The 15425-nt window shown below is 45.0% G+C and carries 13 protein-coding genes; 2 read left to right on the forward strand and 11 right to left on the reverse strand.

Annotated features, from left to right (window positions below; genetic code table 11):
• Positions 1 to 2: 2 nt before the first annotated feature.
• The 11 genes from ABYB02_RS02920 to ABYB02_RS02970 all read right to left on the reverse strand — a co-directional run bounded on the left by ABYB02_RS02920 (position 3) and on the right by ABYB02_RS02970 (position 12332).
• Positions 3 to 929, reverse strand: coding sequence for an alpha-E domain-containing protein (locus ABYB02_RS02920; protein WP_372760881.1), 927 nt, complete (start codon positions 927 to 929; stop codon positions 3 to 5).
• On the reverse strand, positions 926 to 2380 hold the full coding sequence (locus ABYB02_RS02925; RefSeq protein ID WP_372760883.1) for a circularly permuted type 2 ATP-grasp protein: 1455 nt from the start codon (positions 2378 to 2380) through the stop codon (positions 926 to 928). Before ABYB02_RS02925 ends, ABYB02_RS02920 begins: the two co-directional genes overlap by 4 nt.
• A 70-nt stretch (positions 2381 to 2450) precedes the next feature.
• Positions 2451 to 3530, reverse strand: a complete 1080-nt coding sequence (locus tag ABYB02_RS02930) for a putative zinc-binding metallopeptidase (RefSeq protein WP_372760885.1) — start codon at positions 3528 to 3530, stop codon at positions 2451 to 2453.
• Between the two features lie 428 nt (positions 3531 to 3958).
• Positions 3959 to 4615: a CoA transferase subunit B gene (locus ABYB02_RS02935; RefSeq protein ID WP_372760887.1), complete on the reverse strand. Its 657-nt coding sequence runs from the start codon at positions 4613 to 4615 to the stop codon at positions 3959 to 3961.
• A gap of 14 nt (positions 4616 to 4629) precedes the next feature.
• On the reverse strand, positions 4630 to 5328 hold the full coding sequence (locus ABYB02_RS02940; protein WP_372760889.1) for a CoA transferase subunit A: 699 nt from the start codon (positions 5326 to 5328) through the stop codon (positions 4630 to 4632).
• A gap of 65 nt (positions 5329 to 5393) precedes the next feature.
• A complete protein-coding gene (locus ABYB02_RS02945; protein ID WP_372760891.1) occupies positions 5394 to 6290 on the reverse strand; it encodes a hydroxymethylglutaryl-CoA lyase in 897 nt (298 codons plus the stop codon).
• Positions 6290 to 8269, reverse strand: a complete 1980-nt coding sequence (locus ABYB02_RS02950; RefSeq protein WP_372760893.1) for an acetyl-CoA carboxylase biotin carboxylase subunit — start codon at positions 8267 to 8269, stop codon at positions 6290 to 6292. The genes ABYB02_RS02945 and ABYB02_RS02950 overlap by 1 nt, the downstream gene beginning before the upstream one ends.
• An 8-nt stretch (positions 8270 to 8277) precedes the next feature.
• Entirely contained in the window at positions 8278 to 9048 is a 771-nt protein-coding gene (locus tag ABYB02_RS02955; protein ID WP_372760895.1) for an enoyl-CoA hydratase/isomerase family protein, read from the reverse strand.
• Between the two features lie 12 nt (positions 9049 to 9060).
• The gene (locus tag ABYB02_RS02960) at positions 9061 to 10668 is read right to left on the reverse strand and encodes a carboxyl transferase domain-containing protein (protein ID WP_372760897.1); all 1608 of its coding nucleotides are present in this window, start codon (positions 10666 to 10668) and stop codon (positions 9061 to 9063) included.
• Positions 10669 to 10682: 14 nt separating this feature from the next.
• The gene (locus ABYB02_RS02965) at positions 10683 to 11858 is read right to left on the reverse strand and encodes an isovaleryl-CoA dehydrogenase (RefSeq protein WP_372760899.1); all 1176 of its coding nucleotides are present in this window, start codon (positions 11856 to 11858) and stop codon (positions 10683 to 10685) included.
• A gap of 39 nt (positions 11859 to 11897) precedes the next feature.
• Complete coding sequence (locus ABYB02_RS02970; RefSeq protein WP_372760901.1) at positions 11898 to 12332, reverse strand: MerR family DNA-binding transcriptional regulator; 435 nt, start codon at positions 12330 to 12332, stop codon at positions 11898 to 11900.
• Positions 12333 to 12662: 330 nt separating this feature from the next.
• Here ABYB02_RS02970 and ABYB02_RS02975 point away from each other — a divergent pair, with 330 nt between their 5' ends.
• Together ABYB02_RS02975 and ABYB02_RS02980 are read left to right on the forward strand one after the other, a co-directional pair.
• Positions 12663 to 13844: an acetyl-CoA C-acyltransferase gene (locus ABYB02_RS02975; RefSeq protein ID WP_372760903.1), complete on the forward strand. Its 1182-nt coding sequence runs from the start codon at positions 12663 to 12665 to the stop codon at positions 13842 to 13844.
• A gap of 91 nt (positions 13845 to 13935) precedes the next feature.
• Positions 13936 to 15425: CoA-acylating methylmalonate-semialdehyde dehydrogenase (locus ABYB02_RS02980; RefSeq protein WP_372760905.1), on the forward strand; the 1490-nt coding region annotated here is incomplete at its 3' end.

Genomic DNA, 15425 nt, shown 5'->3' on the forward strand with positions numbered 1-15425 from the left:
CGTTAAAAGTAGCTAGTGGCGGTTTTACTATGTATTGCATTTAAGCCTAACTGAATATCATCAATAAACTCATGCAGTTTATCTTGTTTTAGTAACCGCGGGTTTACTTGAATTAATTGTTGCTGCACCGTTTTAAGCTCACTGAGCGCCTCACTATTATTTGGCAGCGCCGATAAACAAAATTGCACTTGATGTAAAATATGGCCTAATGAGCGGGGAAATTTATTGTTTTGCAGTAAAAAACATAACACATCTTCGCGCTTTACTCTGACACGCATTTCGCGGCGGTACATTTGATAACCGGTTAACGATTTAAGCACACTCATCCATTGAATATTTTCAAACGGGGCTTGAGACGGCTCTATGTCGGGTAATAATGTTGACGAACGTACATCGAGTATGCGCGTGGTCATATCGGCGCGTTCAATATTGCGTCCTAAACGCAAAAACTCATAGCCTGCATCGTGGGTCATGGTGCCAGACAAAATACCAGTAATAGCTTGATTGGCTAAAATAATTTTATTTAAATACGCATAGCGATGCCGTTGATTAGCAATACCGGCCTGCGCATCTTTGGCAAGCAAATATAAGGTATTAATTTGCTCCCACGCTTCACGAGGGATCACTTCACGTATAGTGCGGGCATTTTCTCGGGCACTAATTAACGAACTTAAAATAGAACCCGGATTATTGGTGTCGGTAATAATAAAATGCGCAACATTAAGCTCATTAGCTTCGCTGTAAAGCTGCTTAAACAACGTTTGTGCCGACACTATTTCAATTATCGGTTGCCAGCCCAAGCGGATGGTTTTTGGTAAGTCGAGTAATAGGTTCGAATTTACATTCATAATGCGTGCCGAATTTTCAGCACGCTCTAAGTAGCGCCCCAACCAATAAATGTTACTTGCTACTCGTGACAACATACTCATAACGCCTCCATATCAACTATCCATGTGTCTTTACTGCCGCCACCTTGTGATGAGTTAACCACAATAGAGCCTTTGCGTAATGCAACGCGAGTGAGCCCGCCGGTGGTTACGGTGATCTGTTTACCGCTTAGGATAAACGGCCGCAAATCTAAATGCCGTGGTTCGACATGATTATCAACCATAGTGGGAGCAGTTGAGAGCATTAACATAGGCTGCGCAATATAATTACGTGGATCGGCTTTTATCAATTGTTTAAACTCTTCATGTTGCTCAGCACTTGCATGGGGGCCAATGAGCATGCCATAACCACCCGATTCATTAGCGGGTTTAACCACTAATTTTTCTATATTATCCAATACATAGGCTTGCTCATCAGGATTAATACATTTATAGGTTGGCACATTTGGCAAAATGGCGTCTTCATTTAAATAGTATTTTATAATATCGGGAACGAAAGCATACACGGCTTTGTCATCAGCAACCCCCGCACCTGGTGCATTAATGAGCGCGACTTTACCGGCACGCCAAGCGCGCATTAACCCAGAAACGCCTAACGTTGAGTCGGGGTTAAACGCTTCGGGGTCTAAAAATAAGTCATCAATGCGCCGGTAAATCACATCCACTTGGGTTAACCCTTCAATGGTACGCATGTAAACGCAGTCGTCTTCATCGACCAGTAAATCACTGCCCACCACCAGCTCTGCCCCCATTTGTTGTGCCAAATAAGCGTGTTCAAAATAGGCTGAGTTATAAATCCCCGGTGACAGCACCACAATTTCTGGTTCGGCAATAGCACGCGGCGAGTATTGCGCCAGCATGTCGTAAAGTGCAGAAGGGTAGTCATCAACAGGTAAAATATTGTATTTATCAAACATTTCGGGGAAAACACGCTTCATGACCTGACGATTTTCTAGCATGTAGGATACGCCCGAAGGAACACGCAAATTATCTTCTAATACATACACAGTGCCGTCATTATCACGCACTAAATCAGAGCCACAAATGTGCGCCCAAATACCCAGCGGTGGCGTAAAACCTTTACATTGCGGTAAGAAGTTTTTTGATTTTTCAAGTAATTGGGCAGGAAAAACACCGTCTTTAATAATGTTTTGCTCGTTGTATAAATCATTAATAAATAGGTTAATTGCTTTGACCCGCTGTTTGAGGCCGCGCTCGATAGTTTGCCATTCTTGTTTGTCAATTAAACGCGGAATAATATCAAAAGGCCATGCGCGATCAATCGAGCCTTCCTCATCATTATACACTCGAAAGGTGATCCCCATGGTTTGAATAGCGAGCTCAGCAGCGGTTTTAAATTCTACCAAGTCGTCATCGCTTAACTGTGTTAAATAATCACAGAGTTCGGCTGCAAAGGGGCGCGGCGTGTCGGCGTCGGCTAACATTTCGTCATGCAAATCTTTAAGGGGGTAACTTTCCCAATTAATTGTCATACCTGTGTCCTTTTTAGTTGCGCCAATGACATAGCCAGTGGCAGCCTAGTTCATGCTTATTACCAGTAACTTAATCACATTGCTGTATGATTTCGTGAATAAATCTAAGTTTATTCAGCGCAGTGACAGAGATCACAAACGGGTAGGCATCATCATGGCCCATACTGCGATTAACCGCATTAAGTGACTTAGTTAGCCGACACCAATCATTAAATAATTGCGTAAAGCTAATTGCGGTGCCAGCTTCTGTGACTTGCTCGCAATGCTCTAACGGGTTTTTAATTTGATGCCCCGCAATATTAATCTCGCAGTCATTAGCTGTTTCTAGGGTATCTATCATGTGTAGGTAATGGGCCCATGTTTCGGCCCAATCTTCCCAGGGGTGCATACTGGCATAGGCGCTGATCCACACATTTTGCCAGTTATTGGCAGGGCCATTTTTATAGTATTGCTCCATTGCATGGGTGTAACTTAAACGCTCATCGCCAAATAGCTCTCTAAAACGGCTGAGTAAGGGCGAAGGTTGAATTAATCTATCCCAATAATAATGCCCCGACTCATGGCGAAAATGACCAATAAGCGTGCGGTATTGCTCGTTCATTTTCTCACGCATTTCAATTCGCGCAGAGGCAATTGCCTCACGCAAATTGATCGTGATTAACCCAGAGTTGTGACCAATAACCACGTAATTTTTAACGGTTAACTCATTACCATACTCATCGGCAATTTCATCTTCTAAAAATGAAAAGCCTAAGCCGCCAGCGGGATCGCTATCACGGCCTTGAATAGGTAACTGAAGTTTTATTAAGGTGTAGAGTAAGCGGCGTTTAGCCTGCTCCATGCTATACCATAATGATAAGTTTTCCGGCTTTTCTAAATTAGGGATCATCACATTTAAGCGGCACGACTGGCACAGTTCATGGCTATCACTATTAGGTACCATCCAATTACATACGTCATACTGCCAATAATTTTTACACTGGCGATAAAGCTTATTGTTTTGTGTCACCTTATAAAGGCCATCGTCAGTGATGGTTAGAGTACTGAGCTGCTGTTCATCGGGTAAAAAGCCAACCATGGCACCGCATGCCAAGCATTTGCTATTCGCAAAATAGAGCGCATTGCCACATTTACATGTATATGTTTTCAAATAATTACCTATAAAACGTTAAAGCGATAAAAATAAAAGATTAATACCGTGTAACTAATATAGACCATTTGCCCCCAGTACCCTATTTATAACTGCGAGCTGGTGTGGAATTTATGGTACCAATGTGGTTAACAGCGTAAGTGTTGTGCTGCGCCATAACTACAGAAAAAAACTACATAAAAAATGCACAAAAACTTAGTCATTGTGTTAAAAATAATGTGATTTAGCCGTTATGTAGTACTTTTCAGTTTATGATTAAGCGATGATTCTAATGCTAAATTGTGCATTAACTTACCGTGAAGGGGAGCACAGAAGAGCGGCTTGAATTTGGGGCAAAAAAAATCCCTCTTGCGAGGGATTTTGGGTAACTCAGCGCCATAGGCACTGGGAATGAGGTCGGTACTGGGTAAAGCAGCTTAAACGGTTAGTTAAAAAACCATTTCAGGTACTTCACCATCAACAAGTAACTTACCTGCTGTTTTACTAATAATTTCATCTACTGATACGCCAGGTGCACGCTCTAACAGATGAAAGGCGCCGTCTTTCACTTCTAATACGGCTAAATCTGTGACTATTTTCTTTACGCAATTTACGCCGGTGAGCGGTAAGGTACAGCTTTCTAACAGTTTAGATTCGCCGTGCTTACTAGCGTGGGTCATGGTAACAATGATATTTTGCGCACCCGCTACTAAATCCATTGCGCCGCCCATGCCTTTAACCAGCTTTTTTGGGATCATCCACGACGCGATGCTGCCGTTTTGATCGACCTCAAAAGCGCCCAGAACAGTTAAGTCTACATGACCACCCCGTATCATGGCAAAACTATCTGCACTATTAAATATAGCGGCACCGGTTGCTGCCGTCACGGTTTCTTTACCCGCGTTGATCATATCGGCGTCTAGCTCTGCTTTAGTCGGGTAGGGCCCCATGCCTAATAGGCCATTTTCGGACTGTAACATAACTTCTATGTCATCTGGAACATAGTTTGCGACGAGTGTCGGAATTCCTATTCCTAAATTAACGTAGTAGCCATCTTTTAGTTCTTGTGCAACGCGCATTGCAACTTGTTCACGTGATAATGCCATAATAATGCTCCTGCTTAATCTCGAGTGGTGACACGTTCAATACGTTTTTCAAAGTTGCCTTTAATAACGCGATTAACAAAAATGCCCGGAGTGTGAATTTGGCTCGGCTCAAGCTCTCCTGGTTCAACAATTTCTTCTACCTCGGCCACGGTTATTTTACCCGCGGTCGCTGCCATCGGGTTAAAGTTCATCGCTGTGTGGCGAAATACTAAATTACCGTAACGATCGGCTTTCCATGCCTTTACTATGGCGAACTCACCGGTGATCGACTCTTCTAAAATATACGGACGACCATTAAACTCTTTCACCTCTTTGCCTTCTGCAACGGGGGTACCGTAACCTGTGGCGGTATAAAAGGCGGGAATACCCGCACCACCAGCGCGCATTTTTTCAGCCAGTGTGCCTTGTGGTGTCAGTTCAACGTCAATTTCACCACTGAGTAATTGTTGTTCAAAAAGTGCGTTTTCACCCACATAGGAAGCCACTACTTTTTTAATTTGTTTGTCTTGCAGTAAAATACCTAAACCAAAGTCATCAACACCGCAGTTATTAGATACCACGGTTAACTGTTTAGTTTGCATGTGCTTAATTTGTTTAATTAAGCCCTCTGGAATACCACATAAACCAAAGCCACCGGCAATGATGGTATCGCCATCTTTTAACCCTGCCATTGCGGCTTCGTAGCTTGTAACTACTTTATCAAATCCGGCCATGAGCCACTCCCCATTGTATTCTTTTTAGCTAGGTTGCGAGCTAAGCAATTTGCCCGCAACGCGAATTATTTATTGTGTAAGGCGACCGACACTTTACTAAGCGGTTGTTTGTTGAGCATTTTAGTGATTTGCCAACCGGCTTCACTCAGCCTTTGTAAATCCACGCCATGCTCAATGCCAAGTCCTTGCAGTAAGTAAACAACATCTTCGGTGGCAACATTTCCTGACGCGCCTTTCGCATAAGGGCAGCCGCCTAAGCCTGCCACTGCCGCGTCTACCGTTGCTATACCTAAGCTCAGCGCTGCATAAATATTGGTGAGCGCCTGACCATAGGTGTCATGAAAATGCACCGCCAGTTTACGTTTGTCAATATACTTAACCAGTAATTTAATTAAGTTGGTTACTTTAGCAGCAGTGCCAACGCCAATAGTATCACCGAGACTGATTTCGTAACAACCAAGTTCAAGTAACTTTTTGCTAACATTCAGCACCGCTTGTGGGTCAATGTCGCCTTCGTACGGGCAACCTAATACACAACTCACATAGCCGCGTACGCGAATGTTATGGGCTTTAGCAAATTCCATCACTGGAATAAAACGCTCAATGCTTTGCTCTATACTGCAGTTAATATTTTTTTGACAAAATGATTCGCTGGCAGCGGTAAAAATCGCAAACTCTTTAATACCGACAGCATGAGCCGCTTCAGCCCCTTTTAGGTTCGGCGTTAGGGCGCTTAAATTAACCTCGGGCAAATTAACTGCGCTAATTACCTGTGCTGAGTCTGCCATTTGTGGCACCCATTTGGGCGATACAAAGGCACCGGCTTCAATATCTTTCAAGCCGGCGGCCGCCAGGGCATTAATCAACGCCACCTTATCGGCCGTGGCAACGGCTTGTTCATTTTGCAAGCCATCGCGCGCACCGACCTCAACAATTCGTACTGTTTGTGGAAAGTCAGTCATTAGGCACCTTCATCCAAAGTGGTGTCTTCAACAATGGCAAGCAGCGCACCATGACTAACCAGCTCGCCTTCAGCAAAGCAGTAACTAGTTAAAACGCCGTCGTGCGGTGCATTGAGGGTATATTCCATTTTCATCGCTTCAATAATAACCACCGCATCGCCTTTGCTGATAGTACTGCCAAGCTCAACTAAGTGTTTTACCACCGTGCCGTTAAGCGGCGCTGCTAGTGGCAATGCATCACTTTGGTGATCGCTAATATAGTGCTTATCTATCAGCTCTAAGCGAGTTTGTAGTGCTTTATACATCACAGTAATGTCATTACCGCTACGGCAAACATGGGCTGTGTGCTTTTCGCCATTAATAACCACGTTACATAAGCCATTGTTTACTGTGCCTTCTACAGTGAACTTTAGTTGGTCTTGGTAAATAGTGTAGCCTAATGGCGTTTTCACTGCGCTGAGGGTTAAATCGGTAAATGGTACTTTCACCGTAGGCGCTGCATTAAGTGCAAAACCGCTGAGCTGCTGCCATGGACTGGCACTGTTGCTGCTAGTTAATGACTCTAAATAGGCGAAGGCCGCAATCACTTGACTAATATGCTGCTGCGATTGCGCAATACTTACTAGCGCATCACCTTGCTCAGCAATAAAGTGGGTGCTCGGTGCGCCTTGCTTAAAGGTAGCGTGCGTAGCTAAATTATGTAAAAAGCCGATATTGGTACTAAAACCTGCTAAATGAAACTGCTCCAGTGCGTGTTGTAAGCGACTCAATGCTTGTTCGCGGCTGTCGTCATGGACAATTAACTTCGCAATCATAGGGTCGTAAAACGGGCTAATTTCATCGCCTGCAGCAATACCGGTATCAATGCGCACAAACTCACTGTTGTGTGGTGTATATAGCGCTTCAATGGTGCCTGAGCACGGAATAAAGTCGTTAGCAGGGTCTTCAGCGTAAATACGCGCTTCAAAGCTGTGGCCTTGTAATTGAATATCTTGCTGTGCCAATGGCAATGCTTCACCGCCGGCGATATTAATTTGCCAGCTGACTAAGTCTACACCGGTCACCATTTCGGTTACCGGGTGCTCTACTTGTAAACGGGTGTTCATTTCCATAAAAAAGAACTCCTCGCCACACAGTAAAAACTCCACAGTGCCAGCCCCACGGTAGTTAATCGCCAGTGCACAGCGCACCGCCGCTTCGCCCATTGCTTTACGTAATTGTTCAGATAACCCCGGCGCAGGAGCTTCTTCAATCACTTTTTGATGGCGGCGTTGTAGTGAACAGTCGCGGTCGCCTAAGTACACGCAGTTACCATGGTTATCAGCAAATACTTGTACTTCTACGTGGCGCGGTTGATCAACATACCGCTCAAGTAGCACTAAATCGTTACCAAAACCGGCAATGGCTTCACGTTGTGCGCCTTCCAGTGCACTAATAAAATCTTTCGCATGGTTCACCACGCGCATGCCTTTACCCCCGCCGCCATAAGCCGCTTTTATTAGTACGGGGTAGCCAATTTTTTCTGCCTCACTTTGTAAAAAAGCAGGGTCTTGTTGCGCGCCATAATAGCCCGGTACTAAAGGCACATTAGCTGCAGCCATGATTTCTTTAGCGCGGGTTTTTGAGCCCATCGCTTCAATGCTGCTAGCGGGAGGGCCAATAAACGCAATATTGTTCGCTTCACAAGCCTTCGCAAATTCGCAGTTTTCAGATAAAAAACCATAACCAGGGTGAATGCAATCGGCGCCACTGTCTTTGGCTACTTGTAAAATTTTAGCGGCCACTAAATACGAATCTTTACTTGGCGCAGGGCCAATGTGGTAGGCTTCGTCGGCCATTTTTACATGCTGTGCGTACTTGTCAGCGTCAGAGTATACGGCGACCGTGGTAAGTCCCATTTGCTTCGCGGTGCGCATAATTCGACAGGCAATTTCCCCACGATTGGCAATCAATATTTTTTGTAATTTTGCTGAGTTCATAATCAATCCTAACGTTGCCATTGTGGTTCACGTTTTTCAAAAAACGCGCTTAAGCCTTCTTGACCTTCAGTCGATACACGAATATTCGCAATACGCTCTGCAGTCAGGGCGATTAATTCATCGTCGATGTCTTTATTTGCTACATCGTTTATCAGTGCTTTTGCGGCTTTTACCGCGACCGGGCCGTTATCAATTAAAGTTTGTAGCATAGTGTCAAGGGCACAGTCTAAATTACCAGTGACTTGATGCACTAAGCCTAATTGTTTTGCAGTATGGGCATCAAATAATTCAGCGGTTAAAAAGTAGCGCCGCGCCGCGCGCTCACCAATGGCTTTGATCACATACGGGCTAATAACTGCGGGAATAAGCCCTAATTTTACTTCGCTTAAACAAAATTGTGCATTGTCTTGGCATATGGCTATATCACAACAGGCAATTAAGCCTAACGCGCCACCAAATGCTGCACCTTGCACCGCGCACACGGTTGGGTGTGGGCTGATGGCTAACACTTGCATTAATTTAGCCAGCTGCATTGAGTCGGCTAAATTATCGTTAAAGTTATTATCAGCCATTGATTTCATCCAGGCCAAATCGGCCCCGGCGGAAAAATGTTTGCCTTCAGTTTTTAATACTAAAGCGCGAATGTCTAAGGTATTGGCGTGCTCAATGCATTTGATCAGCTCTTGAATTACTTCGCTGTTAAAGGCGTTGCGTTTTTCTGGGCGGCTTAAAACGAGTACAGCCACATTAGATTTTGTTATTTGTAGTGTTACTGACATTTTATCCTCCGGTTACATTCTAAATACGCCAAATTTCGAGTCACGCTGAGGTGCATTATTTGCAGCACTTAACGCCAGCCCTAGCACATTACGGGTATCGGCGGGGTCAATAATGCCGTCATCCCATAAACGGGCGCTGGCATAATAGGGGTGTCCTTGTTGCTCGTATTGATCAACAATCGGCTTTTTAAACTCAGCCACTTGTTGCTCGCTCATGTGCTCGCCTTTGCGTGCTAGGCCATCTTGTCTTACTTGGGCAAGGACTCCTGCAGCTTGTTCGCCGCCCATCACCGAAATACGCGCATTGGGCCACATCCACATCATGGTAGGCTCAAATGCGCGGCCACACATACCGTAGTTACCCGCGCCATACGAACCACCAATTAACACGGTAAACTTAGGCACATCAGCACACGACACGGCCATCACCATTTTTGCGCCATGTTTTGCAATGCCTTCGGCTTCGTATTTTTTACCTACCATAAAGCCGGTGATATTTTGTAAAAAGACCAAAGGAATATTGCGCTGAGCACATAATTGAATGAAGTGCGCGCCTTTTTGCGCCGACTCACTAAATAAAATGCCGTTGTTAGCCACGATGCCAACAGGGTGACCATAAATGCTGGCAAAACCAGTCACTAATGTTTCACCAAAATAGCGTTTAAATTCATCAAATGATGAATCATCCACAGTACGGGCAATCACTTCACGTACATCAAACGGCTTTTTCAAGTCGGTGCCAACAATGCCGTACAGTTCGTTAATGTCGTAGCGGGGTGGTTTTACTTCGCTTAATAAAGGGGCCGTTGGGCGGCTGTAGTTAATACGCTCAATGCATTGGCGCGCAATTGACAGCGCATGGGCATCGTTTTCAGCGTAATGATCGGCAACCCCTGAGGTTTTACAATGCACATCAGCGCCGCCAAGCTCTTCGGCGGTCACTTCTTCGCCAGTGGCGGCTTTAACCAACGGCGGGCCAGCTAAAAAGATAGTGCCTTGCTCTTTGACTATAATACTTTCATCAGCCATGGCCGGTACATACGCGCCGCCTGCGGTACATAACCCCATAACCACAGCAATTTGAGGAATCCCTTTACCCGACATGCGCGCTTGGTTGTAAAAAATACGGCCAAAATGCAGTTTATCGGGAAACACATCATCTTGCTGAGGTAAGTTAGCCCCGCCCGAATCCACTAAATAGATACAAGGCAAATGGCAGCGCTCGGCTATGTCTTGTGCACGTAAATGCTTTTTCACTGTGAGTGGGAAATAGGTGCCGCCTTTTACTGTGGCATCGTTTGCAATGATCATGCACTCAATGCCTTTAACGCGGCCAATTCCAGCTACTACACCGGCACAGGGAATATCTTGCTCATAGACGCCATAGGCGGCAAATTGTGAAATTTCTAAAAACGGCGACCCTTCATCAATTAAGGTATTAATGCGATCGCGCACAAATAACTTACCACGGCCTTCGTGGCGCTCTTTAAGTGCAGTGCCACCGCCTAAACTAATAGTGGCTACTTTATCGCGTAAGTCATCAACCAGTGCCGACATATTTTGCTGGTTTTGCACAAAGGTCGGATCGTGGGGATTAACGCTCGATGTTAAAATCGTCATAGTGTCAGTCCTTGTTATCGGCTTTCAGTGAAAAGTTCGCGGCCAATTAGCATGCGGCGGATTTCTGAAGTACCGGCACCAATTTCATATAATTTCGCATCACGCAGTAGGCGGCCAGTGGCGTATTCATTGATATAGCCATTCCCCCCTAAAATTTGAATGGCATCGAGCGCCATTTTTGTTGCCAACTCTGCGGCATATAAAATAGCGCCGGCGGCGTCTTTACGAGTTGTTTCACCGCGATCGCAGGCCTTTGCCACGGTGTACACGTAAGAGCGCGCTGCGTTCATTTGGGTGTACATATCGGCTACTTTGCCTTGAATTAACTGAAATTGCCCAATCGGTGTATCAAACTGTTTACGCTCGTGAATATACGGCACAACAATATCCATACATGCTTGCATAATGCCCAGTGGTCCCGCAGCGAGTACCACACGTTCGTAGTCTAAGCCGCTCATAAGTACCTTAACGCCTTCGTTTAAGTTACCTAAAATGTTTTCTTCAGGAACTTCACAGTTTTCAAATACCAGTTCACAGGTGTTTGAGCCACGCATGCCAAGTTTGTCGAGCTTTTGCGCGGTGGAAAAACCCGGGAAGTTGCTTTCTACAATAAACGCAGTAATGCCTTTAGCACCGGCAGTTAAATCGGTTTTAGCGTAAATCACAAAGGTATGCGCATCAGGACCATTGGTGATCCACATTTTATTGCCGTTTAAAATGTACTTATCGCCTTTTTTCTCGGCTTTTAGCTTCATCGATACCACGTCAGAGCCGGCATTTGGCTCGCTCATAGCCAGCGCACCAATGTGTTCACCGCTGATCAGTTTCGGCAAGTATTTTTCTTTTTGTGCTTGCGTGCCATTACGGTTAATTTGATTGACACACAGGTTTGAATGGGCACCATAGCTAAGACCAATCGAGGCACTGGCACGGCTTATTTCTTCCATGGCAATCACGTGCTCTAAATAACCTAAACCGGCACCACCAAACTCTTCGGCCACGGTCATGCCTAATAACCCCATTTCGCCCATTTGTGGCCAAAGTTGGTTTGGAAACGCATTCTCAAGGTCGGTTTTTTCGGCTAATAGGGCAATTTCTTGGCTGGCAAAGCTATTAACATGCCCGCGGATCATATCGGCTGTTTCGCCAAGGCCAAAGTTCATTTCTTTATATAGTGAAATAGTGCTCATGATTCATTCCTGTGTGATTGATTAAGTTAATACAGCGTATTACTCATCTATTTTATTTAATGTGTCGCGGCAACGGCGCTCGGCGGTTACCAATTCCATAAGAACAACTTTAATGTCATCCATTTGTTGTGATAGGTCGGCTTTTTTCTCGCTGATAAGGTCAAGCATAGTCACCAACTGCTTGGCACTGGATTTGTCGGCGTCATAAAGTTCAAACAAGCGGCCTGTTTCGGCAAGGGTAAAGCCTAGGCGTTTGCCGCGTAAAATTAGCTTTAGGCGCACTTTATCGCGCTTAGAATAGATACGAGTTTGGCCATTTCTGCTTGGCGTAATAAGCCCTTGGTCTTCATAAAAGCGGATTGAGCGCGTGGTAATGTCAAACTCTTTTGCCAGTTCGCTAATACTAAACGTTTGTTCGTGACTGGCAGGCTCATGGGCCGATGTTGCAAAACTGGTTTGATTATCTGGTTTCATAATAGTGTTTTACCTAATTCGAATGCCCTCAATATAAGTGAAGTTTACGTAAAGGTAAAGCAACATCTTAATGTAATACTTTAGACTAATAAATTAGCACAACTTAAATTAGCTGATGTTAGGCTTTATAACTCGTACAGCGGTTTTTAATAACGTGGAGTGGTACAAAATACAAATAAGTTTACAGTTTTTACAGTTAAGTAAAAGTTGATTTTAGATTTACGTTGGCGTAAACGTAAATATTATGTATGCTCGTAAACAGATTATAAATAAATTGTTTGGCTTGGTGTATTTTTATTGCACAGTGCCAATGACTAAATGGAGCCTTTTATGACTAGCGAAGCCGTTGTTATTGTAGCAGCAAAACGCACCCCAATGGGTGGATTTATGGGCGCACTGAGTGATGCGCAATCAACTGAACTTGGCGCAACGGCAATTGCCAGTGCATTAGTTGAAACAGGCCTGAGTAACGATGCCATTGATGAAGTAATTATGGGTTGTGTATTACCTGCCGGTGTTGGTCAGGCCCCAGCACGACAAGCAATGTTAAAAGCAGGCTTGGCGCTTGGCACCGGCGCTACCACTATTAATAAGGTGTGTGGCTCGGGCTTAAAAGCAGCCATGTTAGCACACGATTTAATTAAAGCTGGGTCTATTAACTCAGCCGTTGCGGGTGGGATGGAAAGCATGAGTAATGCACCGTACTTTATTCCTAAAGCACGCGGCGGTATGCGTATGGGGCATGGCGAAATTAAAGATCACATGATGAGTGATGGTCTTGAAGATGCGTACGACAACAAAGCCATGGGCTGTTTTGCCCAAGACACGGCCGACCAATATGGCATTGGTCGTGAGCAAATGGATAACTTTGCACTAAGCTCGCTTACCAAAGCCACCGCGGCGATTGAAAACGGTTATTTTACTAACGAAGTCGCTCCGCATACGCTTAAAACCCGTAAGGGCGATGTTACCGTGTCGGTTGATGAACAACCCGGTAATGCGCGTCCTGAAAAAATCCCCAGTCTACGTGCGGCATTTAAAAAAGACGGTACCATTACGGCGGCTAACTCATCGTCAATTTCAGATGGTGGTGCTGCTCTTATCTTAATGAGTGAATCAGCCGCTAAGCAGCAAGGGCTAACGCCACTGTGTAAAATTGTTGCTCACAGCACGCATTCGCAAAAACCCAGCGAGTTTACCGTAGCACCGGTGGGCGCCATGAAGAAGGTATTAGAAAAAGCCGGCTGGACAACCGCCGATGTCGACTTATGGGAAATTAACGAAGCCTTTGCCATGGTCACTATGCTGGCGATTAACGAGCTAAAACTCGATGCAGCTAAAGTAAACGTTAATGGCGGCGCTTGTGCGCTGGGTCATCCTATTGGTGCCAGTGGTGCACGTATTTTAGTGACCCTTATTCATGCGCTTAAAAATCGCGGCCTTAACAAAGGCGTTGCGTCTTTATGTATTGGTGGCGGTGAAGCGGTGGCGATGGCAGTCGAAGCACTGTAATTGCAGCGCGGTAACACACAATAATAAACGCAGCACTAATTTTAATTATAAAGCTGCGCTAACAACTTATATTTTAAAACAGGATTAAATTATGCACCAAGTACCTCAACTGATAGCCGGCGAGTTTGTTCAATCAAGCTCAGATCAACTTATCGATGTGGTTAACCCCGCAACTCAAGAAGTGTTAGCACAAGTGCCTTGCGCAACGAATGCAGAAATGGATGCCGCGATTGCATCGGCAGCAGAAACATTTAAAACGTGGAAAGATGTGCCCATTACCGAGCGTGCTCGCATTATGATGAAGTACGCGGCCTTGTTAAAAGAGCACCACGACGAACTTGCCACAATTATTTGTCATGAGTTGGGTAAAACCTTTGAAGATGCCAAAGGGGATGTATGGCGTGGTATTGAAGTGGTTGAGCAAGCGGCTAACGCACCGTCATTAATGATGGGCGAAACCATGGAAAACGTGGCGCGCAAAATCGATACCTATTCTTACATGCAACCACTGGGTGTGTGTGCAGGTATTACCCCGTTTAATTTTCCGGCGATGATCCCATTATGGATGTTCCCGCTGGCAATTGTGTGTGGTAACACCTTTATTTTGAAGCCGTCTGAGCAAGATCCACTGACACCAATGCGTTTAGCCGAGCTATTTATTGAAGCCGGTGCACCAAAAGGCGTATTACAAGTGGTACACGGTACTAAACCACAGGTAGATCGCTTATTAGAAGACAAAGCGGTGCGTGCTATCTCGTTTGTAGGCTCATGTGGTGTGGGTGCGTATATTTATTCTAAAGGCACACAAAACCTTAAACGTGTACAAGCGTGTGTGGGGGCAAAAAATCACATGGTTATTATGCCGGATGCCAGTAAATCGCATGTGGTTAATAACTTAGTGGGTGCCTCTGTGGGTGCTGCGGGCCAGCGATGTATGGGGATTTCGGTGGCGGTATTTGTCGGCCAAGCAAAAGACTGGGTTGATGAAATTAAAGCCGGTTTTGAAGGGGTACGCCCAGGTGTGTGGGATGATGCAGAAGCGGCATACGGCCCGCAAACATCAAAAGCTGCTAAAGCACGTATTTTATCATTAATTGAAGGTGGTAAAAAACAAGGCGCGACCTGCTTAATTGATGGTTCAGACTTTACCGTTAAAGGTTACGAGCAAGGTAACTGGGTAGGTCCAACATTATTTACCGATGTCACCAAAGAGATGGATTTATATAAAGAAGAAATTTTTGGTCCGGTATTGGCGTGTATGTTTGTAGATACCTTAGAAGAAGCCATCGCTCTAATTAACGAAAGCCCATACGGTAACGGTACATCGTTATTTACCTCAAGCGGTGCCGTTGCGCGCAAATTCCAACATGAAATTGAAGTAGGTCAAGTGGGTATTAACGTACCAATTCCGGTGCCACTGCCGTTCGTCTCGTTTACGGGGTGGAAAGGCTCGTTTTATGGCGATACGCATACCTATGGTAAGCAAGGTATTCGTTTTTATACCGAAACTAAAACCATTACCGCCCGTTGGTTTGAAGACGATATTGCTTCAGGTCCCAACATGAGCATTAACTTAAAATA

Origin of the sequence: Pseudoalteromonas sp. (assembly GCF_041613455.1) — a bacterium.
In the GTDB taxonomy this organism is placed as follows: domain Bacteria; phylum Pseudomonadota; class Gammaproteobacteria; order Enterobacterales; family Alteromonadaceae; genus Pseudoalteromonas.